The following is a 25336-nucleotide window of genomic DNA, read 5'->3' on the forward strand; positions in this document are numbered from 1 at the left end:
ATCGTTCCTTCGGGGACGGTCAGGTCGACGCCGTCGAGGACGACCTTGTCGCCGTACGACTTGCGCAGACCGTTCGCCACGATGGCGGGGTTCGTCATGACGGTTCGCTCCTCGGTCTCTTCGGGGTGGGTGCGTCTCAGTTGCTGCGGACGGTGATGTCGCCGAGGGCGGTGGTGGCGCGGATGGCGAGCGCGGCACCGGAACCCTGCGCGTTCCGGAGGCCGTTGCTGACGCGGCCGAGGGCGGTCCCGGCGTCGAGGGTGGCGGAGGTGCCCGGCGCGGCGCCGACGGTGATGGAGCCGGCCCGGGTGTCGAGGACGACGGTGCCGCCGACGGCCTCGGCGATCCGCAGGTCGCCGCGGGCGGTGGTGAGTTCGGCGTCGCCGTCGAGGCGGCCGACGGTGATGTCCCCGTCCTGGAGGCCGATCCGGACGCGGCCGGCCTCGTCGAGCTCGACCGGCCCCCGGGCGGCCTCGAAGGTGACGTCCCCGAGCCGCCCGACGCCGCGCAGTTCCACGGCGGCGCCCCCGCCCTCGACGGAGGACCCGGCCGGCAGCCGCACGGTGACGTCGACGGAACCGGACGGCCCGAAGAGCTGGTTCTTGCCCTCGGCCCCGGTGACCCGCAGGACACCGTCGGCGAAGGAGACGGCGGTCTCCTCGGCCGCCTTCACGTCCCGGGACTTCTTGGCGTCGAGGGGCCGGACCTCGACGGTGACGTCGGCCCGCTCGCCGGCGACGAAGCGGAGACGACCGGCCGGGAGGGCGACGAGGGCGGCGATCGGGGCGGTGGCGGCGAAGGTCTGCATGGTGGGCGCTCCTGTGGAGTGGTGTTCCGTCGACGTTTCCGACATGAGAAAAGCTACGTTGCTTTCCAATTCTCGGCAACGCCTTCGTTGCATTGGATCGACATTAGAGCAGGTCAAGACTGATATTTCATTGCAATGAAATCAAAATTGACGCAACGACATATGCCGGAGCGTTGCAATAGCGGGAGGGTGAACGCTATGCGCGACGGCTGCGGGTCGCGGGCAGCAGGTCACAGGCCACGGTTCGCGGTTCGCGGTTCGCGGTTCGCGCGTGACCGGCCGCCGGGAAACGCGACGGCCGGTGGAGTGGTCCGGAAGGTCCGGGCCACTCCACCGGCCGTAGGGCGGGACGGGAGGGAAGACGGGCGGGCTGGTGGGGCTACGTGGCGGCGGTGGCGGCGGCCACGGCCTTCTGCGTGCGCACCGCGCCGATGCTCGCCGCGATGACGAGGGCGATCGCGAGGCCGTCCGTCACGGACAGGGCCTGGTGCAGCACGAAGAAGCCGGCGGCGGCGGCGATGGCGGGCTCCAGGCTCATCAGGACGGCGAAGGTGGGGGCGGGCAGGCGGCGCAGGGCGAGGAGTTCGAGGGTGTACGGGAGCACCGAGGAGAGCAGCGCGACACCGAGGCCCAGCGCGATCGTCGAGGGCACGACCAGCGCGCCGCCCGCCTCGGCGATGCCGAGCGGCAGGCTGAGGACCGCGCCGAAGGCCATCGCGAGCGCCAGCCCGTCGGCCTGCGGGAAGCGCCGGCCGGTACGCGCGCTGAAGACGATGTACGCCGCCCACATGGCGCCCGCCGCGAGCGCGAAGCCCGCACCGAGCGGATCGAGCCCGTCGAACCCGCCGCCGCCGAGCAGCGCGACGCCGCCGAAGGCGAGCCCGGCCCAGAGGATGTTGACGAGCCGCCGCGAGGCGACGACGGAGAGGATCAGGGGGCCGAGCACCTCCAGGGTGACGGCGGCACCGAGAGGGATCCGGTCGATCGACTGGTAGAAGAGGATGTTCATGCCCGCCATGGCGGCGCCGAAGGCGACGACGGTCCCCCAGTCGGCCCGGCCGTAGCCGCGCACCTTGGGCCGGCAGACAAGCAGCAGGACGAGCGCGGCGAGCACGAGCCGCAGCGTGACGACCCCGAGGGCTCCGGCGCGCGGCATCAGCAGGACGGCGACGGCGGAGCCGAACTGCACGGAGAGTCCGCCGGCGACGACGAGCGCGACGGGCCCGAAGCGCCGGGACGCGGCACCGGACGCGGGCCCGGGGCGCCCTCCGGAAGCCGCCGCGGGCCGCGCACCCGTCGCGGGCCGCGCACCCGTCGCGGGATCCGCCGTGGGGCCGGGGGCCACCCCCGCCACCCCGGCCGCCGCCGTGGCTGCCGTCGCCGCCGCCCCCGTCGACACCTGGCTGTCCACGCTCACCGCCACACCTCCAAAGTCCATTGCACTAAACCCTCAGTCCAGAGTAATGGGCTCCTCTGCACCCTGACGACCGAATTCCGCTTCCACGCTACGGACCTCGGACCCGCCGACGGAAATGCCGATCACGCTGCGGTTATGCTCCAGAAACATGACCCTGCGCATCGAGCTGCGCCACCTCCGCTGCTTCCTCGCCATCGCCGAGGAGGAGAACCTCACCCGCGCGGCCGCCCGCCTCCACCTCACCCAGCCCGCCGTCTCCCGCACCCTCGCCGCCCTCGAACGACACCTCGGCGCCCGGCTCGTCGACCGCTCCACCCACCACCTCGCCCTCACCGCCGAAGGCCACGCCTTCCGCGAACGGGCCACCGCCGCACTGGCCGCCTTCGACGCAGCGGTCGACCCGGCGCGGCTCCACCACCGTCCCCTCCGCCTCGGACACGCCTGGTCGGCCTTCGGCCCGTACACGACCCCGCTCCTGCGCCGCTGGCAGCGCGAACACCCGGAGACCCCCCTCGAACTCCTCCGCATCGACGACCGCACGGCCGGCCTGGCCAGGGGCCAGGTGGACGCGGCCCTGCTGCGCGGCACCGTCGACGCCCCCGGCCTGGTCACCGCCGAACTCACCACCGAGCCCCGCGTGGCCGCGCTGCCCGTGGACAGCCCGCTGGCGGACCGCCCGGGCGAGCTGACCCTCCTCGACCTCGCCGACGAGACGGTCGTCCTCAACACGGTCTCCGGCGCGACGACCCTCACCCTGTGGCCCCTGCCCGCCCGCCCCACGAACACCCTCACGGTCGCCAACACCGACGACTGGCTCGCCGCCATCGCCGCCGCCCGGGGCGTGGGCGTCTCCTCCGCCTCCACGGCGGCGCTCCACCCCCACCCCGGGGTCGCCTACCGCCCGCTGACCGGCGCCCCGCCCCTCCCCGTCCTCCTCGCCTGGCGCGACGCCTTCCCCCACCCGGCGACGGAGGCCCTGGTGCGCATGGCCCGAGAAATCGTCAACGGCACCTGAGACCACGGGCCCACGGGGTGTGGGGTAAGGCCGGCATCGACGAGCACACCGGCGCCCTGACCCCCGAGCAGTTCAACCGCATCGCCGAGGAGCACATCCTGGAGAACGGCGGCGCGGGCTTCAACCGTGTCGTCAAGCCGACCATCCAGGCCATCGTCGAGCTGGTGGACGTCGACGGCGACGGCCAGGTCAACCCGGCCGAGTTCAAGTCCTGGCTGGACGCCATCGGCGTCTCCGACGTCGAGCCGGCCCAGGCGTTCCGCCAGATCGACACCGACGGTGACGGCCAGCTCTCCGTCGAGGAACTCGTCCAGGCCGTCCGCGCCTTCCACCTCGGCCAGATCGACGTCCCCCTCCTCGGACGCTGAGCACCACGCCGGAACCCCCTCGGGGCCAGGGCCCGCCCGGTCAGACGGGACGGGCCCTTCCCCTTTGCTTCCTTCCGTTCCCGCGCCCCTCCGTCCCACCGGTGGTGACCGGCGGGGCTTGAGTCCCGGCGAACGGACGGCGGGGAGCCGCTGAGCAGGGAGGGGGCACCCCATTCAACGGCCGCGCACCCCGGACCGACGGTTACGGTCCCACCGGCGCGCGCCGCGAACCGAGCCCCACCCCACCGGGGTGCGGACATCAGCGGACGGGAGCGATACCCGGGCCTCCCGGTCCCACCGGCCCGCAGGCGCGCACCCACGCCCGCCGGCACCCGTCCGCTCGCGTGGGCCCGTTCCCCGGGCCGCCCTCCGAGTTTTTCCGCACGCCTGGAGGTGGCGGGTCAAGGGTGGGCGCAGCCCATCGCGCAGCGACGCCGTAGGCGCCCTTGACGCGCCGCCGGAAGGCGTGACTCTCGGAGAAGAGGGCGGCCGCACCCGACACCCACCAAGCCCCACACCCCCGGAAACCCCTCCTACGGCTCCCGCCGCATCGAGCGCCAGACGTGCCGGGCCCAGGCGTGCTGCCCCGCCTCCTCGTACGAGCAGAACAACCCGGCCGCCGAGCCGTCGGGCTCGACCGCGTACGCGTACAGCTCGTGGCGCGGCCGCCCCGTGTCCCCGGGGGTGAACCAGTAGGCGTACCGGACCCCGCCCTCCGGCAGCCTCTCCAGGTCCTCCTGCCCCTCCAGCGCCTTGGGCATCTGGGGGTTATCCCCGATCAGCGCGTCGAGGAAGTCCTCGGGCGCACGCCCCTGCTCCGTGTCCTGGAAGAGCGTCGCGGCGACACTGCGGCCCTGCGTCGCGAACTGGTCGACGCCGTCCTCGAACCGCGCCGAGAACCCTGCGGACCGCTCCACCGACCACCCGTCACCGAGGTCCGTCCGGACCGCGACCGGCAGCGGGTGCGGGAAGCGGGCGAGCACGTCGTCCCGGTCCCAGACCTCCCCGATCAGTCGCTCCGCCTCCGGCCCGTGGCCCTCCACGAGGTACGGCAGCTCCTCGGCGTCCTTGATCCGTCCCGTGAGCTCCGCCCCGAACGCCGTCTCGCCCCACGGCTTCACGGCGTTCGCGAGCCGCCCGCGCACGACGAGCCCCGGGTAGGCGGCCTCGTCGTCCCACACGTCCGCGGCGTGCCGGAACGTCTCCTCGTCCACCTCCACCCAGGCCCCGAGCACCAGCTCGGTCTCCCCCGTCAGCCGCACCGGCAGCAGGCACCGCATGAAGAACCCGGCCCCGTCGAGCGCGAGCAGCGCGCTGGGGCCGGGCGACCGCCGGGCCTCCTCCGGCAGCTCGAACGCGACGTCCGGCAATCCGAACCGGACGTCGATCCGCCGCTCGTCGAGGAGCGGGTCACCGCAGCAGGAGCAGGTGGTGGTGGGTGCGGGGTTGTCCATCCCCGCACCCTATGCAGCTCAGATACGGCCCTGAGCGGCGGCCTCCACGAACGCGGCGAAGGCGGCGGGGGTGGCCCGAAGGGCGGGGCGGGAGGGGTCCTTGGAGTCGCGGACGGCGATGTGGGGGGCGAGGTCGGCTACCTCAATGCACTCGCCGCCATTCGGACCGCTGTAGGAGGACTTGCGCCAGGCGGCAGTGCCGAGGGGGGCGCATTCGATGCAGTCGCCGCCGTTCGGGCCGCTGTACGACGACTTACGCCACTGCACCGGGTCCATATCGTTCCTCCATGACGCGTGCGATCAGCTCGGCCGACCCCTTCGGAGAGGCGGCCATCGCCTGGAGGCGAGCGTAACCGACGGAACGTTCCCTGATCACGCGGGAATTCGCGGTCATGTGACCGGAGTCGTAGGTCTCGCAGTAGAAGAGGTCAGGGTCCTTCTCGAACCTCAGGAGGTTGAAGGAACCCAACAGGCCAGGGTGCTCACCCACCTCGTTCGGAAGGACCTGGATCTGCACCCACGGCTCGTGGGCGAAGCTCAGCAGATGCTCCAGCTGCGCCCGCATGACCTCCGGGCCGCCGATCTCCCGGTGCAGCATGGCCTCGTCGAGCACCACACACAGCACCGGCGGCTGATCGCGCCGCAGAATTCGCTGCCGTTCCATGCGAGCGGCGAGCAACTCCTCAAGCCGATCCGTCTGCTCGACGCTCAGCACCGCCCGCGCGTACGCCTCCGTCTGGAGCAGGCCGTAGACCATCTGCGACTGGTACGTCGAGATGTACGTCGCCTGCGCCTCCATCTCCGCGTACTCCTGGAACCAGGACGGCAGCTGGCTCCGCAGCACCAGCCCCACCAGCCGCGTGAAGAGCCCGCCCGTCATCAGCGCCGCGTCGATGCGTTCGGAGAACTCCCGGGTGGGGACCTTGTGCGCCGTCTCGATCTGGCCGACCAGGGAGCCCGTACAGAAGACGATCTTGCCGAGCTGTGTCTGGCTGAGGCCGGCCTCTTCTCTGAGGCGGCGGAGTTCGGATCCGTAGTAGTCGAGCGGTGAGGCGGACGGATCAAGGCTGCGGATGTTGACCACGAAGGGCACTCCCAAGCAACGGTCGGCTGGAAGCCGAGCGTAGTCAGCGGCTGGCCCTACGCGAACCCGGAATCGGATAACCACCGTCCTTTCGAGGGAAGTTGGCGCTACGGAGGCATGGCTCGCGGAAAGTGCGTCCGAGAAGCGAGGCCCTTGGGGTGGGCCGGGTGTGCGGGAGGCGGGTGCGGCCGCCCTCTTTCCGAGAGTGGCGCCTTCCGCCGCCGCGTCAAGGGCGCCTCCGGCGTCGCTGCGCGATGGGCTGCGCCCACCCCTGACCCGGCGGCTCCAGGTGCCAGGACACTCTCGGAGGGCGGCCGGGGGCGAGGCCACCGGGGAGGCGGGGAATCGGCGGGCGGTCGGCCCCGGCCGTCAGGCCGGTGGGTGGTGGGGGGTCCGGGTATCGCTCCGGTCGGTGCGTCGCGTGCACGCGGGTGGGTGGGGGCTCGGTTCGCGGCGTGCGCGGGTGGGTCCGTGGCCGTCGGCTCGGGGTGCGCGGGCGTTCAATGGGGTGCCCCATCTCCTCTTGGCGGCTTCCCGTCGACTGGTGGCCGGGATTCAGGCCCCGCCGGTCCCTGTGAGCGGGTGGGGAGCGGTTGCTTGCGCGGAGTGGGAAGCCTGGGGTGACGAATGGGGGTAATTCCGGCATAACGTCGGGCTTTGAGGCACTCCGCGCGCGTTGCGTTCGTCTGGCCGCTGGGCGCCTTAATCGTGTTGACCGGCCCGGCGGGCGGTGTTGGAGTCGGCGTGTGGACAGCATCTCCGCCAATCGGCGGCTCTGGAACCGGATCAGCGGGGCTTACCAGCGCGCGCACGATCCGAAGATCGGCGCGGCGCCCCGGTTGTGGGGGATGTACTCCGTCCCCGACGCGAGGCTGGGCGCCCTGGGTGACGTGCGGGGCAAGCGGGTGCTCGAACTCGGCTGCGGGGCCGGGCAGTGGTCCAGGGTGCTCGCCGCCGAGGGGGCCTCCGTGGTCGGGATCGATCTGTCCGAGGCCCAGCTCGCGGCGGCGCGGGACGCGATGGGGGACGTCCGACATCCGCTGGTGCAGGGGGCGGCCGAGCGGCTTCCGTTCGCCGACGGGAGCTTCGACCTGGTCTTCTGCGACTTCGGGGGACTCAGCTGGGCGCCCCCGCGCCTGGCCGTCCCACAGGCCGCGCGCGTCCTGCGGCCGGGTGGGCGGCTGGTGTTCAACGTCGCCAGTCCCTGGTTCGAGGCCTGCTACGACGAGGCCGCCGAGCGGGTGACGACGACGTTGCAGAAGCCCTACTTCGGGCTGGACGCCGTCGACGAAGGAGGCGGCGCGACCAGTTATCAGCTCACCTACGGTGACTGGGTCAGGGTTCTGCGGGGCGCGGGGCTCGTCATCGACGACCTCATCGAGCCCCGGCCCGACGCCGGAACTCCCAATGGTTACAACGAGACCGACCCGCCCGACTGGGCCCACCACTGGCCGGCGGAACTGCTCTGGGTGACCCACAAGCCATGAGCCCCCGGTTCAACCGCCAGGAGCCGGTCGCTCCGATCGGCTCCGATCCCGGATTCCACGGGCCGGAGAGCATGGGCCCCGGTTGGTCGGAGCGCGAGGAGGCCGGCCGCCGTCGGCCGGAATCCGCAGGCGTCGGCGTAGAACGGCCGGAGGTGTTCCTCGAAGTCGACGTGGAGCCACGCGCATCCGGCCTCGCGGGCCCGCCGTGCGGCTTCGGCGACGAGCTCGGCTCCGATGCCGGACCGGCGGTGGCCTCCCGCGACCACGGTGTCGAGGAGGAAGGCGTGGCCGCCGCCGTCCCAGGCGACGTTGACGAAGCCCACGAGGTCGCCGTCGTGGCGCGCGCAGACCCAGCCGAGGCTGTGCCGCCGCACCCGCGCCCCCCAGGCGGCGTCCGGCGCCGGCCCGTCGAAGCCCTCGGCGTGCAGCGCGTTGAGCGTGGCGTCGTCGAAGTCGCCCCGCCACTCGTAGGTGATCGTCATGGCGCGAGACTAAACGCGTCGACAGCGGCCCTCGGCGCCCGGCAGAGTGGCGGATTGTGACGAGCAGTGAACTGTGGAGCCGTGCGACCGCCGAACGCTACGACACCGAGGAGGCCGGGATCTCCTCGCCCGCCGCGCTCGGGCCGACCCTCGACTTCCTCGCCGAGCTCGCCGGGGACGGCCGGGCGCTGGAGTTCGCCATCGGCACCGGCCGCGTGGGCGTCCCCCTCCGGGAGCGCGGCGTGCCGGTCGTGGGCATCGAACTGTCCGAGCACATGGCGGCGGTGCTGCGGCGCAAGGTCGACGAGGACACCCTTCCGGTGGCCATCGGGGACATGGCAACCACCGTCGTCCCCGGCGGGTTCGCCCTGGTCTACCTCGTCTACAACACCATCACGAACCTGCTCACGCAGGACGAGCAGGTCGAGTGCTTCCGCAACGCCGCGCGCCACCTGGAGCCCGGCGGCCGCTTCGTCATCGAACTGGGCGTGCCGCCCCTGCGCCTCCTGCCGCCCGGCCAGGTCGCGGTGCCGTTCGACGTCTCGGAGCGGCACCTGGGCTTCGACACCTTCGACCTGGTCGAGCAGGTCCTCGTCTCGCACCACTTCACCCTGGAGGACGGCCGCTACCGTCGCGGTGCCTCCCGCCACCGGTACGCCTGGCCCGCGGAGCTCGACCTGATGGCCCGGCTCGCCGGCCTCGAACCGGAGCGCCGCGTCGCGGACTGGGACGGCACCCCGTTCACCCAGGACTCCACGAAGCACGTCTCCGTCTGGCGCAAGCCGGTGGCGTGACGCGCGCGCCGTGCCCGGGCGCCTTCCTTCACGCGCCCGCGCCGTCCAGCGCCTCCGCCAGGACCTCCGCCAGGTGGCGGCCCCGGCCGGGGGTCAGATGGGCGATCTGGGTGCGGCAGGAGAAGCCGTCGGCCAGGACCTCCGCCGTGCTCGGGGCCGTACGCAACGCCGGCAGGAGCTGGTCCTCCGCGCAGGCGCGCGACACCTCCTCGTGGCCCGGTTCGAAGCCGAAGTTGCCCGCCAGGCCGCAGCAGCCTCCCGCCAGCTCGCCCTGGAGGCCCGCGCGTTCGCGCAGCCGGCGGTCGGCGGCGTCGCCCAGGACGGCGTGCTGGTGGCAGTGGGTCTGGCCGGTGACCGGGCGGTCGACCGCCGGCGGGGTCCAGTCGGGGGCCAGCTCCTCCAGGGCCTCGGCGAAGGTCCGGACCGACGCCGCCAGGCGGGCGGCCCTCGGGTCGTCCGGGAGCAGTTCGGGCAGGTCGGTCCTGAGGGCCGCCGCGCAGGAGGGTTCCAGGACGACCACGGGGCCCTCCGTCCCCTCCGTCACGTCCAGTGTCCTGCGCATCACCCGCCGCGCCGCCCCCAGCTGGCCCGTCGACACGTAGGTCAGTCCGCAGCACACCCGGCCGGGCGGGAGTTCCAGGCCGAGGCCGGCGTCCTCCAGGACGCGGACGGCGGCGCGCCCGACCTGCGGGGCCAGGTGGTTCGTGAAGGTGTCCGGCCAGAGGGTGAGGACGGGGGGCCGGGCCGAGGAGCGGTCGGCGAACCACGACGCGAAGGTGCGGCCCGCGACCCTCGGCATGGCCCGCTCCGGGGTGACGCCCGCGAGGCGTGCCGCGTACGGGAGGCGCGTCGCGGCGTTCAGGCCGCGTCCGAAGTGGGCGAGCCAGGACGGGAGGCGGCCCATCGTCCAGTGCGAGCGCGGCCTGCGCCACCAGCCGCTCACCCCCGCGTAGTGGCGGTCCAGGAATTCCGCCTTGTAGGCGGCCATGTCGACGCCGACGGGGCAGTCGCTGCGGCAGCCCTTGCAGGAGAGGCAGAGGTCCAGCGCTTCCCGGACCTCCTCCGAGCGCCAGCCGTCCGTGATGACCTCGCCGAGGGCCATCTCGTGCAGGAGCCGGGCCCGGCCCCGCGTGGAGTGCTTCTCCTCGCCCGTGGCGCGGAAGGACGGGCACATCACGGAGGGGCCCGAAGTCGGTCCGGTCACGCGGCACTTGGCGACGCCCACGCACCTCGCGGCCTCCCTCCCCGCCCCGACCAGCGGCAGTCCCTCGAACCGCAGCCCCGAGTCGAGGGGCTCGGGGCGGACCAGCATCCCCGGGTTCAGCCCTCCGTCCGGGTCCCACAGGTCCTTCACCGCGCCGAAGAGCCCGACGAGTTCGTCCCCGTACATCCGCGGCAGCAGCTCCGCCCGCGCCTTGCCGTCGCCGTGCTCGCCGGACAGGGAGCCCCCGTGCGCGACCACGAGGTCGGCGACGTCCTCCGAGAAGCGGCGGAAGCCGCGCACGCCCCGGGCCGTCCACAGGTCGAAGTCGATGCGGACGTGCACGCAGCCGTCGCCGAAGTGCCCGTACGGGGTCCCCCGCAGGCCGTGCTCGGCCAGCAGGGCCCGGAAGTCGCGCAGGTACGCGCCGAGCCGCGCGGGCGGCACCGCGCAGTCCTCCCATCCGGGCCAGGCGTCGCCTCCGCCGGGCATCCGGGTGGCCGTTCCGGCCGCGTCCTCGCGGATCCGCCACAGGGCCCGTTGCCCGGCCGGGTCGCGTACGAGGGCCGTGTCGACCGCGTCCGCCGCCCGGACCAGCTCCCGGGCCGCGCCCTCCCCGTCCACCTCGCAGAACAGCCACGCCCCGCCCCGGGGCAGGCCCCGCGCGTCCCCCACCAGGTCGGCGGCCATGCCTTCCACGGTCAGCGCCCCGTACGCCCCGAGGCCGGTCGCCGCCGCGTCCGCCGCCGCCGTCTCGTCGGCGTAGCCGAGGACGACCAGGACCGGGTCGGCGGGCAGCGGGACGAGCCGTACGGTCGCCTCCGTCACCACCCCCAGGGTCCCCTCGCTGCCGACGAAGGAGCGGACGACGTCCGTGCCCCGTTCGGGGAGCAGCGCGTCGAGGGCGTAGCCGGAGATGCGGCGGGGCAGGCCGGGCGGGTAGCCGGTGCGCAGGAGGGCGAGGTTGCGGCCGACGAGGTCCGTCAGACCGGCGGGTGCACCCTGTCCGCCCCGCCCCAGCGTCAGCTTCTCACCCCGGTAGCTCACCACTTCGAGTGAGCTGACGTTGTCGGCGGTGGTGCCCCAGGCGACCGAGTGGGCGCCGCAGGCGTTGTTGCCGATCATGCCGCCGAGGGTGCAGCGGCCGTGGGTGGACGGGTCGGGGCCGAAGGTGAGGCCGTACGGGCGCACCGCCTCCCGCAGCCGGCCGAGGACGAGGCCGGGGCGGACGACGGCGGTGCGGGCGGCGGGGTCGACGGAGACGAGTCCGTCCATGTGGCGTGTGAGGTCGAGCACGACGCCGGTGCCGGTGGCCTGGCCTCCGATGGAGGTGCCGGCGCCGCGCGGGACGACGGGGACGGTGCCGTGCCGGCGGCAGATCTCCAGGGCTGCGGCGACGTCGTCGGCGTCGCGCGGTGCGACCGTACCGGCAGGTACGCGGCGGTAGTTGGAGGCGTCCATGGTCACGAGGGCCCGGGCGGAGGCGCCGAAGTCGACGTCTCCGGCGAGGGCGGCCCGCAGCTCCGCGGCGAGCGCGGCGGAGGGGCCTGCGGCGTGTCTGTCGTCTGTTCCCACCACGCAAGGATGTCTCGTTCTTCGTCTCATCGGGCGGACATGCCGCGACCGGGCCCTCCCCGACCCGATACTCTCCGGCTCGTGGCCGACATCCAGATTCCCGCTGACATCAAGCCCGCAGACGGTCGTTTCGGCGCGGGCCCCTCCAAGGTGCGGACGGAGGCGCTGGACGCCCTGGCCGCCACCGGCACGTCCCTCCTGGGCACGTCCCACCGCCAGGCTCCGGTCAAGAACCTGGTCGGCGAGGTCCGCACCGGGATCCGTGACCTCTTCTCGCTGCCCGAGGGCTACGAGGTGATCCTCGGCAACGGCGGCTCCACCGCCTTCTGGGACATCGCGACCCACGGTCTGATCGAGTCCAAGTCGCAGCACCTCACGTTCGGCGAGTTCTCGTCCAAGTTCGCGAAGGCCGCGAAGCTGGCCCCGTGGCTGGCCGAGCCGACCGTGATCTCCTCCGACCCGGGCACGCACCCGGAGCCGGTGGCCGAGGCGGGCGTGGACGTGTACGCGTACACGCACAACGAGACCTCGACCGGTGTCGCCGCCCCGCTGAAGCGGGTCGCGGGCGCCGACGAGGGCGCGCTGGTCCTGGTGGACGCGACCTCGGGCGCGGGCGGTCTGCCCGTCGACATCACCGAGACGGACGTCTACTACTTCGCCCCGCAGAAGTCCTTCGCCGCCGACGGCGGCCTGTGGCTGGCGGCGTTCTCCCCGGCGGCCCTGGAGCGGGCGCAGCGGATCCACGCGTCCGGCCGGCACATCCCGGAGTTCTTCTCGCTGCCGACGGCGATCGACAACTCGCTGAAGAACCAGACGTACAACACCCCGGCGCTCGCGACCCTCTTCCTGCTGAACGAGCAGCTGAAGTGGATCAACGGCCAGGGCGGTCTGGAGTGGGCGGTGGCGCGCACGAAGGAGTCCTCGGACGCCCTCTACGCGTGGGCCGAGGGCTCGAAGTACGCGACGCCGTTCGTGACGGACGCGGCGAAGCGCTCCCAGGTCATCGGCACGATCGACTTCGCGGACGAGATCGACGCGGCCGCGGTCGCGAAGGTGCTGCGCGCGAACGGGATCGTGGACACCGAGCCGTACCGCAAGCTGGGCCGCAACCAGCTGCGCATCGCGATGTTCCCGGCGATCGACCCGGCGGACGTCCGCGCGCTGACGGCCTGCGTCGACTACGTGATCGAGCGCCTCTGATCACGGCTCGCCGAGGGCGGAGGGGGTCCGGCACGATGCCGGGCCCCCTCCGCTGTCGTCATCCGGCCGCCTGCGCCTTCACGTGGTCGATGACGGCGGTGAACTCCTCCGTCGGGGAGAACTCGACGACGTCGGTGTCCTCCAGCGCCTCGGGGGCGTGGCCGGGGCCCCAGTAGTAGGCCTGTCCGGCCTCGTAGACGTCCTCGCCGGAGGCGGTCCGCATCCTGATGCTGCCCCGGAACACGTATCCCCAGTGCGGGCACTGGCACAGGTCGCCCTCCAGGCCCTTGAGGGCGGGGGCCAGGTCGGTGCCCTTGGGCAGGTGGATGAAGGCGACGGTCATGCCGCCGCCCGCCTCCCGCATCCGGAAGTCCAGACCGTCGCCCTCCATGGCGACGGGGGTGTCCTCGCGCGTGAATGCCGTCATGACGCCTCACCTCTTCGCTCTCCTTCCAGTCTGTGCCCGGGAGGGACGGGGGTCGACAGGAGCGGCGGGCCGGCGGGGCGGGGCGGTCAGCGGCGCAGGAGCCGCTTGATGCCGAGGACGAGGACGGTGGCGCCGGCGAGGACGAGGAAGCCGGTGGTGGCGCTGCCGCCCTCGGCGTCGTCGGCGGGGGCGGCGCCGTCCGGGGACTCCGGCGCGGAGTCCCCCGCGCCGCCGGTGTCCGACGGGCGGTCGGGCCCGTCCTCCGGCCGGTCCTCGCGCTCCACGCGGACGACCCGGCTCCCCTGCCCCTCCGAGCCGAAGAGGTAGGCCGAGCCGTCGGGCGTGTACGTGACCGATTCCGCCTGGCCCTGGAAGGGGGCGCCGGGGGAGGTGCCGTCGCCCTCGATGCGGCCGTCCTTCCAGACGTACTCGCGGGCGCTGAAGTAGCTGCGGAGGAGGAGCCGTTCGCCGTCGGGCGAGAAGGCGCCGTCGGTCACCCAGGGGACCTCGCCGATGCGGCGGAAGGTGTTGGTGCCGGAGGCGGAGAGGCGCTCCGGGCCGGCGTAGAGGCCGCCGCCGTCCTCGTTCTTGCTGGCGATGTAGACGCGGCCGGTCTTCGGGTGGACCATCAGCGCCTCGGCGTTGCGGGGGCCGTCGGCGTACTTCACGACGTACTGCTTCGCCCGGACGGTCTGGTCCTTCAGGGTCTTCGGCTCGGGGAAGCGGTAGATCCAGACGTGGTCCCAGGAGCCGTCGAGGTTGTCGCCGATGTCACCGACGTAGATGTCGCCGTCCGGGCCGACGGAGATGGCCTCCATGTCCCTGGGGGTGCCGACCCCGGCCATCGTCAGGGTCGCGACCGTCTCGCCCGTACGGGAGTCGACGCCGAAGATCCGGGGCTGGTCCTGGTCGTTGTGCGTCCAGTAGATCCCGGGGTGCGCCCGGCTGGCGGCGAGTCCGCTGGACTCGGTGATCCTCGGGTCGGCGAGGGTGAAGTCCCGGTCGGCGGGGCCGGGGTCCGCGTGCGCGGGGGTCGCGGACAGGGCGAGGGCCGCGGCGGCGGCGAGGACGGCACGGGATCCGGTACGCATGGCCCCAGCCTGCCACGACCCGCCCCGCCGGACCCCGGGCCCACCCGGCCTCCGGCCCCCAGCCCCGGTCTCGGCTCCGGCTCCGGCTCCGGCTCCGGCTCCGGCCCCCACCCGACCGCCGGCCCCGGCCCGGCCCCCCTTCGGGCCCCTGACCCCGGGCCCGACCCCGACCCCGACCAGACCTTCGAGCCCCGGACCTCGGGCCCATCCCGATCCCGATCCCGGACCCGGACCCGGACCTCGGGCCCACCCCGATCCCGATCCCGGACCCAGACCTCGGGCCCACCCCGATCCCAGACCCGGACCCGGACCCGGACCCGATCCCGGACCCGATCCCGGACCCGGACCCGATCCCGGACCCGGACCCGGCCAAGCCTCGGGGCCGCCCCGCCCCCGCCCACGCCCCGGCCGCCGTGCCCCGTACCGCTCTGCCGCCAGGCGCGCCGAAACGTGGTTGACCAGCGCCGGCAGCCGCTGTCATGGTCGCGATCATGCCTACCTTCCGCGCCCCCGACGGCACCCTCCTCGCCTACCACGAGTCCGGATCGGGGCCCGGCGCCCCGCTGCTCTGCCTGCCCGGCGGCCCGATGCGGGACTCCGCCTACCTCCGGGACCTGGACGGCCTCGCCGGCCGCCGGATCATCCGGCTCGACCTGCGGGGCACCGGCGCCTCCGGAGTGCCGGCCGACCCGGGGTCGTACCGCTGCGACCGGCTCGTCGGGGACGTGGAGGCGCTGCGGGTCCACCTCGGGCTCGACGCGGTCGACCTCCTCGGCCACTCGGCGGGCGCGAACCTCGCCGCGCTGTACCTGACGCGGCACGCGGAGCGGGTCCGGCGGCTGGTGCTCGTGACGCCGGGACCCGCGGCGGCCGGGATCGTGCCGGCGCCGGAGGAGCGGCTGGCGGCGGCGCGGCTGCGGGCCGGGGAGCCGTGGTTCGCGGAGGCGTACGCGGCGCTGGAGGAGATGACGGCGGGGCGCGGGACCGAGGCGGTCTTCGCGAAGGTCATGCCGTTCTTCCACGGCACCTGGGACGACGCGGCACGCGAGCGGGAAGCGGACACGGCCCGGCAGCGGAACGCCGAGGCGGCCGGGGTCTACGGCGGCGAGGGCGCCTACGACCCGGCGGCGACGCGCGCGGTCTTCGCGGAGTTCGGGCGGCCCGTGCTGGTCCTCGCCGGCGAGGGCGACGCGAACACCCCGCCGCCGACGGCCGCCGCGTACGCGGAGCTGTTCCCGCAGGCCCGGCTGGAGGTTCTGAAGGACGGCGGGCACTTCCCGTGGCACGACGACGCGGAGTGGTTCGCGGGACACGTCGCGGAGTTCCTGGACGCGTAGGCGGCACGGCGGGTTCGGCGCCCCTGGACGCGGGGCGTCGTCCCGTACAACCTTCCGGGCGGGCGGCGGGTCTGGTGGGTGCGGTGCTGTGGCGCCGCACCCGCTCTTCCCCTCGTCCGAGGAGGCCCCGCCTTGTCCCGTGCCCGTGCCCGCGCCGGCGTCCACCGTGCCCGCGCGTCCCGGCTCCGCCTGACCGCCGCCCTGGCCGTCACCCTCGCCGCGACGACCGCCGCCACCGTGGCCGGCCCGGGCGTCGCGGCGGCGGCTCCCGCCGCGCTGACGCAGGAGGCGGGCGCGGAGGCGACGGTTCCGCTGATCGAGGCGACGGAACGCGTGGACGGCGCCGGTGCCACCGGCTTCCTCACCAACGGCTGGATCGACCACTGGGTACGGTACGACGGCACCTCCGTCGAACTCCCGAGCATCAGCGGGGACTACCGGGGCACGCCCGGATCGGACCTCGTGGTGGGGAACAACGGCAGCCACTACACCGTGCACGACATGGCGAAGGGCGGCGACCCCCTTCGCATCGAGGGCAATTACTGGCTGTGGGCGGTCAACGGCTCGACGCTCGTGACGGTCGACAGCTACACCAAGCAGCTCCGCCTGGTCGGCCGGGCCTCCGACGGGCGGACCGTCACCCGCGAGGTGACCGGGCTCCCGTACGGACAGCCCGAGGGCGTCAGCTCCACGACCCCCGGAACGATCGCGGTCCACCTGGGGGGGACCAGCGGGATCAAGCTGGTCGACGTCGCCACGGCAGCCGTCGTCGAGTCGTACGACGCCGACTCCGACGCCTCCTTGATCCAGGTCACTCCCGGCCACGTGTCCTGGGTCTCCGACGGCAGGACCACAGTGGTCGACCGGAAGACCGGGGAGACCCGGGAACTGCCCTACCCGGGCCGGCTCGTCCTGGGTGACGAGTGGCTCGCGGTCAAGGAGGGCTCCAGGCTCACGCTCCGGTCGCGGACGGACGGCCGGACGGTCGAGCCGTTCCTGTACCCGGGCGACATGGCGATCGGCCTCGACGGCACGCTCGTCGTGCGGGGCAGCACGACGACGGTGCACGACGCCGTGTTCCGCGTCGCCCTGGGCGCGGACGGCGCCCCGGCGGTGACCGTGGTGGCGGACTTCCCCGAACCCCCGCCCCTCGCCCTGCGGAGCGTGACGGTGCCGAGCCGGATCACCACCTCCTGGGCGCGGTTCAGCTGGGAGTTCAACCGGGAGGCGGACGCCGACTTCTGGGTGACGCACAAGGCCACCGGCCGCACGGAGCTGCTGCGCGACAACATGAACCCGTTCGTCGACTGGGACACCACCGTGGGCCGCCTCTTCGGCGCCTACAACGGCGAGTACACGTGGAAGCTGTCCGCCGGCTCCATCGAACGGACGGGCACCTTCACCCTGGCCCGCCCGACGCAGGCGCGCGACTTCAACGACAACGGCGGCGCCGACGCGCTCGTCCGCGACGGCGCGGGCAACCTCTCGGCGTACGGGATCGGCCAGATCGTCGGCATGAAGGACCGGGAGTGCTACGAGGAGGGCTGCCCGCCCGTCGTCCACAAGCCGGACGCCGAGCGTCTCGGCACCGGCGGATGGAACACGTACACGCTGATGGCCGCGCCGGGGAACCTGGCCGGCGGAGCGGCCGACGACATCGTCGGACGGGACCGTGACGGCGTGCTGTGGCTGCATCAGAGCGAGAAGCAGAAGCTGCTGCCGCGCACGAAGATCGGCGGCGGCTGGCAGGTCTACAACAAGATCACCGGCGGCAGCGACCTGAACGGCGACGGACGCGGCGACCTGCTCGCGACCGACGCCTCCGGCGTGCTGTGGTTCTACGCCTCCACCGGCGACGCCAGGGCGCCCTTCAAGGCCCGCAAGAGGGTCGGCGGCGGCTGGCAGGCCTACGACCTCCTCGCCGCGCCCGGGAACGTCGCCGGCGCCTCCGGCGGCGACCTCCTCGCCCGCGACCGGGACGGCGTCCTCTGGCTCTACCTCGGCAAGGGCGACGGCACCTTCACCGCCCGCCGCAAGATCGGCGGCGGCTGGCAGAAGTACACCCGGATCATCGCCGGCGGGAAGAGCCCCTGGCACCCCGTCACCGACCTCTACGCGATCGGCCCGTCCGGCTCCGCGCACTACCGCGGTACCAACAGCACCACCCGCCCCTTCGACGCCGCGGACGTCCTGCCCCTGCGCACCGACTCCACCACCTACAAGACCGTCTTCTAGGCCCCGTTCACGCTCCCCGTCCCCGGCCCGCCCGTGTCCCCCGTCACGTCGCGGGCCGGGGACGGGGTCCGGGATGATGGGAGCATGCGTTTTCTGTTCGTCGGCGACAGCATGACCATCGGACGCGCCGGCGACTGGACCTGGCGTCACCGCATGTGGGAGCACCTGGAGACGGTGATGCCCGGCGGTTACGAGATCGTCGGGCCCCGGGACGGGCTGTACGTGCCCGAGGGGGAGCCGGGAGACCCCCGGGGGTACGCCGATCCCGCGTTCCCGGCCGCCGCCCGCCGGCACCTGGCCGGGTGGGGCGAGGGGTGGCTGCACATGGCGCCGGTCATCGGGGAGACCGTCGCCGCGACCCGCGCGGACGTCCTGCTCGTCTCGCTCGGCCTGATCGACCTCGGGTTCTACACGAACAGCGACCAGACCGAGGAGAACGTGCGGGCGTTCGTCGGCGCCGCCCGGGCCGCGAACCCGGGGATCCGGGCCGTGCTGCTGCCCGTGATCCCCAACGTCCGGGCCACCTACGACGACGCCTTCGCCGCCGAGTGCGCCCGTTTCAACGAACTGCTGGCGAAGGCGGTCGCCGACCTCGACAGCCCCGCCTCGCCGCTGCTGCTGGCGTCGGTGCCGGAGTCGTACGACCTGCGGACGGACACGTACGACGGCACGCACCCGGGTCCGAGCGGCGAGCACAAGCTGGCCGCCGCCTTCGCCGACGCGATGCACCAGGCGTGGGGGCTGGGCGGGCGCTACCCGGCGCGGTAGCGCCCGCCCCGCACGCGGGCGGCCCCTACCAGGCGAAGGCCTCCGGCGACGGGCCCGGGCCCGGGAAGATCGCGTCCAGCTCGGCGAGGAGCTCGTCCGACAGGTCGAGCTCCAGGGCGCGCAGGGCGCCCGCCAGCTGCTCCGGGGTGCGGGGGCCGACGATCGGGCCGGTCACGCCGGGGCGGGTGAGGAGCCAGGCCAGGCCGACCTCGCCGGGGGCGAGGCCGTGCTTGTCGAGGAGGTCCTCGTACGCCTGGAACCGCTCCCGCTCCGCCGGGTCCGCGAGGGTCTCCGCGGCCCGGCCCTCGGTGCGGCGCTTGCCCTCGGTCTCCTTCTTCAGGACGCCGCCGAGCAGGCCGCCGTGCAGCGGCGACCACGGGATGACGCCGAGGCCGTACTCCTGCGCGGCCGGGATGACCTCCATCTCGGCGCGGCGCTCGTAGAGGTTGTAGAGGCACTGCTCGCTGACCAGGCCGACCATGCCGCGGCGGGCGGCGGCCTCGTTCGCCTGGGCGATCTTGTAGCCGGGGAAGTTGGAGGAGCCGGCGTAGAGGATCTTGCCCTGCTGGATCAGGACGTCGATCGCCTGCCACACCTCCTCGAAGGGCGTGGCGCGGTCGACGTGGTGGAACTGGTAGACGTCGATGTGGTCGGTGCCGAGCCGCTTGAGGCTGGCGTCGACGGCGCGGCGGATGTTGAGGGCGGAGATCTTGTCGTGGTTCGGCCAGGCCTCGCCGTCGGCGGCCATGTTGCCGTAGACCTTGGTGGCGAGGACGGTGCGGTCGCGGCGGCCGTCGCCCTTCGCGAACCAGGAGCCGATGATCTCCTCGGTGCGGCCCTTGTTCTCGCCCCAGCCGTAGACGTTGGCCGTGTCGAAGAAGTTCAGGCCGGCGTCGAGCGCCGCGTCCATGATGGCGTGGCTGGTGGCCTCGTCGGTCTGCGGGCCGAAGTTCATCGTGCCGAGGACGAGGCGGCTGACCTTGAGTCCGGTGCGTCCGAGCTGCGTGTACTCCATGGGCCACCAGCCAACTCGTTGGAGCGCGCTCGAAGCAAGGGCCTGCCGGTGGAGGGCGCGGGCGCGCTACTGGCCGACCACCGATGCCACCGCGATGATCGCGAACATCAGTACGAGTACGCCGGCCATGATCTGGTTACGAGTCTTCGGATCCACCCGTCGAGGTTAACCCGGGTCCTCCTCCCGCCCCTCCAGCGGCCAGGTCTCCACCGTCTCGTACCGGGGCTGCTCCCCCGCCACCCCGCCCACCGGCAGGTTCGAGCGGACCAGGGCCAGCTCGCCGACCTCCCAGCGCGTCCCCTCGAAGCCGTCGAGGGCTTCGAGGAACGGGGCCAGCGGGGCGCCCTCGCCGCGGGCGCGGGCGATCGTCAGATGGGGCTGGTAGCGGCGGTGCTCCTCCATCGGGATCCCCGCCCGGCGCGCCGCCGCGTCGGCGCGCTCGGCGAGCCGCCGCAGGGCGTCCAGGTCGCCGGCGGCGCCGGTCCACAGGGCGCGCGGACCGAAGTGGCCGGCGCCGCGCAGCCGCAGCCCGAAGGGCGCGGTGCGGCGGGCGGCACGGGCCAGCCGGGCGTGGAGGTCCGGCAGGAGCCCGTCGTCGACCTCCCCCATGAACGCGAGCGTGAAGTGCCATCCGGGCCGGGACGTCCACCGCAGGGCCTCCGCGCCGGGCAGGGCGTGCAGCGCGTCGACGGCGGCACCGAGCTCGGCGAGCGCCCCGGCGGGCGGCAGGACAGCGGCGAAAACCCTCATGTCCGTCAGTGTGGCAGCGGATAGCCTCGGCCGGATGGACCACGCGATCACGATCAGGCGGGGCGGCCCCGCGGACCTGCCGGCCGTCCTCGGGATACTCGACAGCGCCGTCGCCTGGCTCAACGGCAGGGGGATCACCGCCCAGTGGGGCACCGACCCCTTCACCAGCCGCCCGAAGACGGTCGAGCACGTCGGGCGGGTGATGGGCGAGGGCACCCCGTGGATCGCGGAGGTGGACGGCGTCCCGGCCGGCACGCTCACGCTGACCCCGCACCCCGGCGCGTACGTACCGCCGGCCGGGGAGCCGGAGCGGTACGTGCGCTACCTCGCCACGGACGGCCGGTTCCACGGCCTCGGGGTGGGGGCGGCGCTGCTCGCCCACGCGGCGGAGGAGACCCGCCGCGAGGGCGTCTCGCTGCTCCGCGTGGACTGCTTCGCGGGCGGCGAGGGCCGTCTCGTCGCGTACTACGAGCGCCAGGGCTTCACCCGCACCGACCCGTTCGCGGTCGGCGACTGGCCGGGCCAGGTCCTGGAGATGCGGGTCTGAGCGCGCACGGGACCTCGGCGGTTCCGCGCGGGGGCGGGGGCCGCCGAGGGCCCCGTCCCCGTGCGCGCCGTCAGGCCGCCGTCGCCAGGCGTTCCGGGGCCGCGCGGGGGACGAAGCGGACGCTGGGGTGGCCGTGGCGCCAGCCCATGGCGAGCCGCAGGTTGCCGATGCGGGCCAGGACGAGGCCGATGGCCGCGGCGGCGGCGAGGGAGACCAGGCCGCCGGTGGCGAAGCCGGCGCGGGCGCCGTACGTGTCGGTGACCCAGCCCAGGAGCGGCGCGCCGATCGGGGTGCCGCCCGCGAAGACCATCATGTAGAGGCTCATCACGCGGCCCCGCATGGCCGGGTCCGTCGCCATCTGGACGGCCGAGTTCGCGGTGATGTTCACCGTGAGGCCGATCATGCCGATGGGGACGAGCAGCAGCGCGAACATCCAGAAGGACGGCGAGAGGGCCGCCATGACCTCCAGGACGCCGAAGACGCCTGCGGCGATCACCAGCATCCGCAGCCGGGTGGAGCCGCGGCGGGCCGCGAGCAGGGCGCCCGCGAGGGAGCCGGCCGCCATCAGGGTGTTGAGGAAGCCGTAGGTGCCGGCGCCGACGTGGAAGACCTCGTCGGAGAAGGCGGTCAGCCAGATCGGGAAGTTGAACCCGAAGGTGCCGATGAAGCCGACCAGGACGATCGGCCAGATCAGGTCGGGGCGCCCGGCGACGTACCGCAGGCCCTCGCGGAGCTGGCCCTTGCCGCGCGGGGCGCGCTCGACCTTGTGGAGCTCACCCGTCCGCATCAGCCACAGGGCGGTCAGCGGCGCGAGGAAGGACAGGCCGTTGATGAGGAAGGCCCAGCCGCTGCCGACCCCGGCGATCAGGACGCCGGCGACGGCGGGGCCGACGAGCCGGGCGGACTGGAAGTTGGCCGAGTTCAGCGAGACCGCGTTGCGGAGCTGGTCGGGGCCGACCATCTCGGAGACGAAGGACTGCCGGGCCGGGTTGTCGACGACCGTCACCATGCCGAGGAGGAAGGCGATCAGGTAGACGTGCCAGACCTGGACGTGGCCGGAGAGGGTCAGGACGGCGAGCGCGAGGCCGCACAGGCCGAGGGCGGCCTGGCTGACGAGGAGCAGGCGCCGCTTCGGGTAGCGGTCGGCGATGACCCCGCCGTAGAGGCCGAAGAGGAGCATCGGCAGGAACTGCAGGGCGGTGGTGACGCCGACGGCGGCGGCCGAGCCGGTGAGGCTCAGGACGAGCCAGTCCTGGGTGATCCGGGCCATCCACGTACCGGTGTTGGAGACGATCGCTCCGGTGAAGAACAGCCGGTAGTTCCGGATGGAGAGCGAGGAGAAGGTTCCCTTGCGGGCCTTCCCGCCCCCTCGGGTAGTGGTGGGTTTGTGGACGGGTGCGGAGTCTGCTCCGGGTCCCGTACTCAAAGTGCGTCGCCTCCTCGGCGCTCGGGTTCAGAGATGGGCGAGCTTCTCCAGGACGGGAGCGGCCGCGCGCAGTACGGCCCACTCGTCCTCGTCCAGCCCCTCGGCGAGGGAGGCCAGCCAGGCGTTCCGCTTGCGGCGGGCGTCCTCGAGCATGGCCTCGGCCCGCTCGGTCTGGCTGACCACCTTCTGCCGGCGGTCGTCGGGATGCGGCTCCAGCCGGACCAGTCCCTTGGCTTCGAGCAGGGCGACGATGCGGGTCATCGACGGCGGCTGTACGTGCTCTTTGCGGGCCAGCTCACCGGGGGTGGCGGAGCCGCAGAGGGCCAGGGTGCCGAGCACCGACATCTCGGTCGGGCTCAGCGACTCGTCGACGCGCTGACGCTTGAGGCGCCGGCTCAGCCGCATGACGGACGAGCGGATTGCGTTCACGGCCGCGGCGTCGTCGGCGGTGCCGTGGGACAGGTCGGGCATGTAGTTAGCCTAACTCATTACTCTGACTAAAGACCACTCGGGAACCACCCGATGACCCGCGTGTCGTGCACATCACGCCGGTCCAGGTCACGACCGGATATCCATGCATCACCCAAACGAGTGAGTCGGATCCGGAAAGTGACGCAAAGGGGCCCCGGCAGCCCCGACCCTGAACGGCATGGGATCGACAGTGCTCAGCCTGCGCATCGACAGTGAGCTGCTCGACCGGCTCAAGGGTCACGCCGCGAAAAGAGGAATGAGCGTCCAGGACTATGTCGTCCGGACGCTCATTCGGGAGGACTTCGACGAGCGGTTCACGACCGCCGTCGAGGAGACGGAGAAGTTCTACGGGGCGGAGCCGGAGCCTCCGGGCACCGGCGCCGCCCCGCTCGGTCAGGTCAGGCCCAGCGCCGGCATCGCGTAGTAGAAGACGAAGATCGCCGACACGACGTACATGGCCACCGGGACCTCACGGCCCCGTCCGGCCGCGAGCCGCAGCACGCTGAAGCTGATGAAGCCGATGCCGATGCCGTTCGTGATCGAGTAGGTGAACGGCATCATCGTCATGGCCAGGAACGCCGGCACCGCGATGGTGTAGTCGGCCCAGTCGATGTCCTTGATCGACCCGGCCAGGATCAGGAAGCCCACCGCGAGCAGCGCGGGGGTCGCCGCCTGCGACGGCACCATGGTCGCGAGCGGCGTGAGGAACAGCGCCACCGAGAACAGACCGCCCGTGACGACCGAGGCGAGGCCGGTACGGGCGCCCTCGCCGACGCCCGCCGTGGACTCCACGAAGCAGGTGGTGGCCGACGAGGAGGTCGCGCCGCCGGAGGCCACGGCGAGGCCGTCCACCAGCAGGACCTTGTTGATGCCCGGGAAGTTGCCGTCCTTGTCGATCAGCTTGGCCTCGTCGCCGACGCCGAGGATCGTGCCCATGGCGTCGAAGAAGCACGACAGCAGGACGGTGAAGACGAAGAGGGCGCCCGTGAGGTAGCCGACCTTCGCGAAGCCGCCGAAGAGGCTGACCTCGCCGACCAGGCCGAAGTCCGGGGAGGCGACCGGGTTGCCGGGCCACTCCGGAGTGGTCAGGCCCCAGGACGGGATGTCCGCGACCGCGTTGATCACCATCGCCACGATCGTCATGACGACGATCGAGATGAGGATCGCGCCCGGCACCTTGCGGATGATCAGGGCGAGGGTCAGCAGGGTGCCCAGGGCGAAGACGAGGACCGGCCAGCCGAGCAGGTGCCCGCCGGTGCCGAGCTGCAGCGGCACGGTGGTGTGCGCGGCGTCGGGGATGCGGGAGACGAAGCCCGAGTCGACGAGGCCGATCAGCATGATGAAGAGGCCGATGCCGATCGCGATGCCCTTGCGCAGGCCGACCGGGACGGCGTTCATGACGCGCTCGCGCAGACCGGTCGCGACGAGCAGCATCACGACGATGCCGGCGAGGACGACCATGCCCATGGCGTCCGGCCAGGACATCCGGGGCGCGAGCTGGAGGGCGACGACCGTGTTGACGCCGAGACCGGCGGCGAGCGCGATCGGGACGTTGCCGATGACACCCATGAGGAGCGTCGAGAAGGCCGCGGTCAGGACGGTGGCGGTGACGAGCTGGCCGCTGTCGAGCTGGTGCCCGTACATGTCCTTGGCGCTGCCGAGGATGATCGGGTTCAGCACGATGATGTAGGCCATCGCGAAGAAGGTGGCGAAGCCTCCGCGGACCTCGCGGGCGACGGTGGAACCGCGCTCGGAGATCTTGAAGAAGCGGTCGAGTCCGGAAGAGGGTTCCTGCGGAACCTTCGGCTCGGGGGAGGAGGCCTTGGCGGCGGCCGTGGTGCTCATGGGGGTGGGTTCCTCTTCGGGAAAGAAGTCCAGAAGTCCTTTTTCGGCGGTTCATACGAAGGAAACCCGCCTCAGGCAAACCGTTTCAGTATGAACACATGAACGAGCGGGAGTCCATCTCCGCGCGTAGACCCGAAATCGGCCCGCCTAGACTGACGGCATGGCGAAGTGGACACCGAAGCACGAGGCACCCGCACCCCTGGAGGGGCCGGTGGTCGGGACGATCACCGGCGGGACGATCATCTGGTTCGTCCTCTTCCTCGTGCAGCTCCCCTTCTACGGCTGGTTCGACGACCGCGGGATCACCTCCTGGGTGTGGACCTGCCTGGCCGGCGGCGCGCTCGGCCTGCTCGGCATCTGGTACGTGCGCAAGCGCGACGCGGCCATCAAGCGCCACCAGGCGGCGCGGGAGGCCGAGGAGACGGTGGGCGGGGCGAGCCCCGCGTAGCTCCGCACAGTTCCGCGCAGCCCCGCGCAAGGTCACCCGCCGGCGACGGGCCCCGGTCCCCGCGTAGCACCAGGGGACGATTCCGGTCCCC

General features: G+C 73.0%; 24 protein-coding genes and 2 pseudogenes. 11 read left to right on the forward strand and 15 right to left on the reverse strand.

Features of this window, described 5'->3' with window-relative positions; translation table 11 throughout:
- The 3 genes and pseudogenes from IE245_RS33520 to IE245_RS33530 form a co-directional block, all read right to left on the reverse strand.
- A pseudogene (locus IE245_RS33520) lies at positions 1-98 on the reverse strand (ABC transporter); the annotation flags it as partial.
- Positions 99-136: 38 nt separating this feature from the next.
- Positions 137-808: a DUF4097 family beta strand repeat-containing protein gene (locus IE245_RS33525; protein WP_189954623.1), complete on the reverse strand. Its 672-nt coding sequence runs from the start codon at positions 806-808 to the stop codon at positions 137-139.
- 379 nt (positions 809-1187) lie between these two features.
- Positions 1188-2153: an EamA family transporter gene (locus tag IE245_RS33530; protein ID WP_189954714.1), complete on the reverse strand. Its 966-nt coding sequence runs from the start codon at positions 2151-2153 to the stop codon at positions 1188-1190.
- Between the two features lie 187 nt (positions 2154-2340).
- Between IE245_RS33530 and IE245_RS33535 the strand changes: the two genes are divergently transcribed.
- Entirely contained in the window at positions 2341-3240 is a 900-nt protein-coding gene (locus tag IE245_RS33535) for a LysR family transcriptional regulator (RefSeq protein WP_189954625.1), read from the forward strand.
- 17 nt (positions 3241-3257) lie between these two features.
- Positions 3258-3608: an EF-hand domain-containing protein gene (locus tag IE245_RS33540; RefSeq protein WP_229851938.1), complete on the forward strand. Its 351-nt coding sequence runs from the start codon at positions 3258-3260 to the stop codon at positions 3606-3608.
- Positions 3609-4141: 533 nt separating this feature from the next.
- Here the strand turns inward: IE245_RS33540 and IE245_RS33545 are convergent.
- Genes IE245_RS33545 through IE245_RS33555 form a run of 3 tightly spaced genes read right to left on the reverse strand, consistent with a single transcriptional unit; the run spans position 4142 to position 6146 of the window.
- Positions 4142-5062 (reverse strand): DUF2199 domain-containing protein, encoded by a 921-nt coding sequence (locus IE245_RS33545; RefSeq protein WP_189954627.1) that lies wholly within the window; start codon positions 5060-5062, stop codon positions 4142-4144.
- Between the two features lie 18 nt (positions 5063-5080).
- Positions 5081-5338 (reverse strand): DUF397 domain-containing protein, encoded by a 258-nt coding sequence (locus IE245_RS33550; RefSeq protein WP_189954629.1) that lies wholly within the window; start codon positions 5336-5338, stop codon positions 5081-5083.
- Positions 5316-6146: a helix-turn-helix domain-containing protein gene (locus IE245_RS33555; protein ID WP_189954631.1), complete on the reverse strand. Its 831-nt coding sequence runs from the start codon at positions 6144-6146 to the stop codon at positions 5316-5318. Before IE245_RS33555 ends, IE245_RS33550 begins: the two co-directional genes overlap by 23 nt.
- Positions 6147-6892: 746 nt before the next feature.
- Here IE245_RS33555 and IE245_RS33560 point away from each other — a divergent pair.
- Positions 6893-7633, forward strand: coding sequence for a class I SAM-dependent methyltransferase (locus IE245_RS33560; RefSeq protein WP_189954633.1), 741 nt, complete (start codon positions 6893-6895; stop codon positions 7631-7633).
- 89 nt (positions 7634-7722) lie between these two features.
- On the opposite strand, the pseudogene IE245_RS33565 reads toward IE245_RS33560, so the two are convergent.
- Positions 7723-8115, reverse strand: a pseudogene (locus tag IE245_RS33565) (GNAT family N-acetyltransferase); the annotation flags it as partial.
- A gap of 56 nt (positions 8116-8171) precedes the next feature.
- Here IE245_RS33565 and IE245_RS33570 point away from each other — a divergent pair.
- Complete coding sequence (locus IE245_RS33570; RefSeq protein ID WP_189954637.1) at positions 8172-8909, forward strand: class I SAM-dependent DNA methyltransferase; 738 nt, start codon at positions 8172-8174, stop codon at positions 8907-8909.
- 28 nt (positions 8910-8937) lie between these two features.
- Here IE245_RS33570 and IE245_RS33575 read toward each other — a convergent pair whose 3' ends face one another.
- Positions 8938-11715: an FAD-binding and (Fe-S)-binding domain-containing protein gene (locus tag IE245_RS33575; protein ID WP_189954639.1), complete on the reverse strand. Its 2778-nt coding sequence runs from the start codon at positions 11713-11715 to the stop codon at positions 8938-8940.
- A gap of 51 nt (positions 11716-11766) precedes the next feature.
- Here IE245_RS33575 and serC point away from each other — a divergent pair, with 51 nt between their 5' ends.
- Positions 11767-12885: a phosphoserine transaminase gene (gene serC, locus IE245_RS33580; protein WP_189954641.1), complete on the forward strand. Its 1119-nt coding sequence runs from the start codon at positions 11767-11769 to the stop codon at positions 12883-12885.
- Between the two features lie 58 nt (positions 12886-12943).
- Here serC and IE245_RS33585 read toward each other — a convergent pair whose 3' ends face one another.
- Together IE245_RS33585 and IE245_RS33590 are read right to left on the reverse strand one after the other, a co-directional pair.
- A complete protein-coding gene (locus tag IE245_RS33585) occupies positions 12944-13312 on the reverse strand; it encodes a cupin domain-containing protein (protein ID WP_189954644.1) in 369 nt (122 codons plus the stop codon).
- 86 nt (positions 13313-13398) lie between these two features.
- The gene (locus IE245_RS33590) at positions 13399-14403 is read right to left on the reverse strand and encodes a WD40 repeat domain-containing protein (RefSeq protein ID WP_189954646.1); all 1005 of its coding nucleotides are present in this window, start codon (positions 14401-14403) and stop codon (positions 13399-13401) included.
- Between the two features lie 491 nt (positions 14404-14894).
- Here IE245_RS33590 and IE245_RS33595 point away from each other — a divergent pair, with 491 nt between their 5' ends.
- From IE245_RS33595 to IE245_RS33605, 3 genes are all read left to right on the forward strand, one after another.
- Positions 14895-15740 carry an alpha/beta fold hydrolase gene (locus IE245_RS33595; protein ID WP_189954648.1) on the forward strand — a complete coding sequence of 282 codons (846 nt, stop codon included), beginning with the start codon at positions 14895-14897 and terminating at the stop codon, positions 15738-15740.
- Between the two features lie 132 nt (positions 15741-15872).
- The gene (locus tag IE245_RS33600) at positions 15873-17975 is read left to right on the forward strand and encodes a hypothetical protein (RefSeq protein ID WP_189954650.1); all 2103 of its coding nucleotides are present in this window, start codon (positions 15873-15875) and stop codon (positions 17973-17975) included.
- Positions 17976-18059: 84 nt separating this feature from the next.
- The gene (locus IE245_RS33605; protein WP_189954652.1) at positions 18060-18743 is read left to right on the forward strand and encodes a GDSL-type esterase/lipase family protein; all 684 of its coding nucleotides are present in this window, start codon (positions 18060-18062) and stop codon (positions 18741-18743) included.
- A gap of 25 nt (positions 18744-18768) precedes the next feature.
- Here IE245_RS33605 and IE245_RS33610 read toward each other — a convergent pair whose 3' ends face one another.
- Positions 18769-19758 (reverse strand): aldo/keto reductase, encoded by a 990-nt coding sequence (locus tag IE245_RS33610; protein WP_189954653.1) that lies wholly within the window; start codon positions 19756-19758, stop codon positions 18769-18771.
- Between the two features lie 165 nt (positions 19759-19923).
- On the reverse strand, positions 19924-20508 hold the full coding sequence (gene thpR, locus IE245_RS33615; protein WP_189954662.1) for an RNA 2',3'-cyclic phosphodiesterase: 585 nt from the start codon (positions 20506-20508) through the stop codon (positions 19924-19926).
- A gap of 34 nt (positions 20509-20542) precedes the next feature.
- Between thpR and IE245_RS33620 the strand changes: the two genes are divergently transcribed.
- A complete protein-coding gene (locus IE245_RS33620) occupies positions 20543-21055 on the forward strand; it encodes a GNAT family N-acetyltransferase (RefSeq protein ID WP_189954664.1) in 513 nt (170 codons plus the stop codon).
- A gap of 70 nt (positions 21056-21125) precedes the next feature.
- Here the strand turns inward: IE245_RS33620 and IE245_RS33625 are convergent, their stop codons facing one another.
- Together IE245_RS33625 and IE245_RS33630 are read right to left on the reverse strand one after the other, a co-directional pair.
- Positions 21126-22481: an MFS transporter gene (locus IE245_RS33625; protein ID WP_189954665.1), complete on the reverse strand. Its 1356-nt coding sequence runs from the start codon at positions 22479-22481 to the stop codon at positions 21126-21128.
- Between the two features lie 27 nt (positions 22482-22508).
- A complete protein-coding gene (locus IE245_RS33630) occupies positions 22509-22952 on the reverse strand; it encodes a MarR family winged helix-turn-helix transcriptional regulator (RefSeq protein ID WP_189954667.1) in 444 nt (147 codons plus the stop codon).
- Positions 22953-23130: 178 nt separating this feature from the next.
- On the opposite strand from IE245_RS33630, the gene IE245_RS33635 reads away from it, so the two are divergent.
- Positions 23131-23376, forward strand: coding sequence for a hypothetical protein (locus IE245_RS33635; protein ID WP_189954669.1), 246 nt, complete (start codon positions 23131-23133; stop codon positions 23374-23376).
- Here the strand turns inward: IE245_RS33635 and IE245_RS33640 are convergent.
- Positions 23346-24797, reverse strand: coding sequence for an NCS2 family permease (locus tag IE245_RS33640; RefSeq protein WP_189954671.1), 1452 nt, complete (start codon positions 24795-24797; stop codon positions 23346-23348). The two genes, IE245_RS33635 and IE245_RS33640, sit on opposite strands and share 31 nt — an antisense overlap.
- Before the next feature lie 160 nt (positions 24798-24957).
- Here IE245_RS33640 and IE245_RS33645 point away from each other — a divergent pair, with 160 nt between their 5' ends.
- The gene (locus IE245_RS33645) at positions 24958-25245 is read left to right on the forward strand and encodes a DUF2530 domain-containing protein (RefSeq protein ID WP_189954673.1); all 288 of its coding nucleotides are present in this window, start codon (positions 24958-24960) and stop codon (positions 25243-25245) included.
- Positions 25246-25336: the final 91 nt, after the last annotated feature.

The sequence above is a fragment of the Streptomyces roseolus genome, assembly GCF_014649855.1.
In the GTDB taxonomy this organism is placed as follows: Bacteria; Actinomycetota; Actinomycetes; order Streptomycetales; family Streptomycetaceae; genus Streptomyces; species Streptomyces roseolus.

Excerpts from the sequence above, each read along its gene's own strand:
- IE245_RS33630 (WP_189954667.1), bottom strand. The coding sequence starts at position 22,952 with ATGCCCGACCTGTCCCACGGCACCGCCGACGACGCCGCGGCCGTGAAC.
- IE245_RS33590 (WP_189954646.1), bottom strand. The coding sequence starts at position 14,403 with ATGCGTACCGGATCCCGTGCCGTCCTCGCCGCCGCCGCGGCCCTCGCC.
- IE245_RS33585 (WP_189954644.1), bottom strand. The coding sequence starts at position 13,312 with ATGACGGCATTCACGCGCGAGGACACCCCCGTCGCCATGGAGGGCGAC.
- IE245_RS33525 (WP_189954623.1), bottom strand. The coding sequence starts at position 808 with ATGCAGACCTTCGCCGCCACCGCCCCGATCGCCGCCCTCGTCGCCCTC.
- IE245_RS33635 (WP_189954669.1), top strand. The coding sequence starts at position 23,131 with ATGGGATCGACAGTGCTCAGCCTGCGCATCGACAGTGAGCTGCTCGAC.
- IE245_RS33535 (WP_189954625.1), top strand. The coding sequence starts at position 2,341 with ATGCCGATCACGCTGCGGTTATGCTCCAGAAACATGACCCTGCGCATC.
- thpR (WP_189954662.1), bottom strand. The coding sequence starts at position 20,508 with ATGAGGGTTTTCGCCGCTGTCCTGCCGCCCGCCGGGGCGCTCGCCGAG.
- IE245_RS33550 (WP_189954629.1), bottom strand. The coding sequence starts at position 5,338 with ATGGACCCGGTGCAGTGGCGTAAGTCGTCGTACAGCGGCCCGAACGGC.
- IE245_RS33645 (WP_189954673.1), top strand. The coding sequence starts at position 24,958 with ATGGCGAAGTGGACACCGAAGCACGAGGCACCCGCACCCCTGGAGGGG.
- IE245_RS33610 (WP_189954653.1), bottom strand. The coding sequence starts at position 19,758 with ATGGAGTACACGCAGCTCGGACGCACCGGACTCAAGGTCAGCCGCCTC.
- IE245_RS33605 (WP_189954652.1), top strand. The coding sequence starts at position 18,060 with ATGCGTTTTCTGTTCGTCGGCGACAGCATGACCATCGGACGCGCCGGC.
- IE245_RS33640 (WP_189954671.1), bottom strand. The coding sequence starts at position 24,797 with ATGAGCACCACGGCCGCCGCCAAGGCCTCCTCCCCCGAGCCGAAGGTT.
- IE245_RS33575 (WP_189954639.1), bottom strand. The coding sequence starts at position 11,715 with ATGAGACGAAGAACGAGACATCCTTGCGTGGTGGGAACAGACGACAGA.
- IE245_RS33620 (WP_189954664.1), top strand. The coding sequence starts at position 20,543 with ATGGACCACGCGATCACGATCAGGCGGGGCGGCCCCGCGGACCTGCCG.
- IE245_RS33595 (WP_189954648.1), top strand. The coding sequence starts at position 14,895 with ATGCCTACCTTCCGCGCCCCCGACGGCACCCTCCTCGCCTACCACGAG.
- IE245_RS33545 (WP_189954627.1), bottom strand. The coding sequence starts at position 5,062 with ATGGACAACCCCGCACCCACCACCACCTGCTCCTGCTGCGGTGACCCG.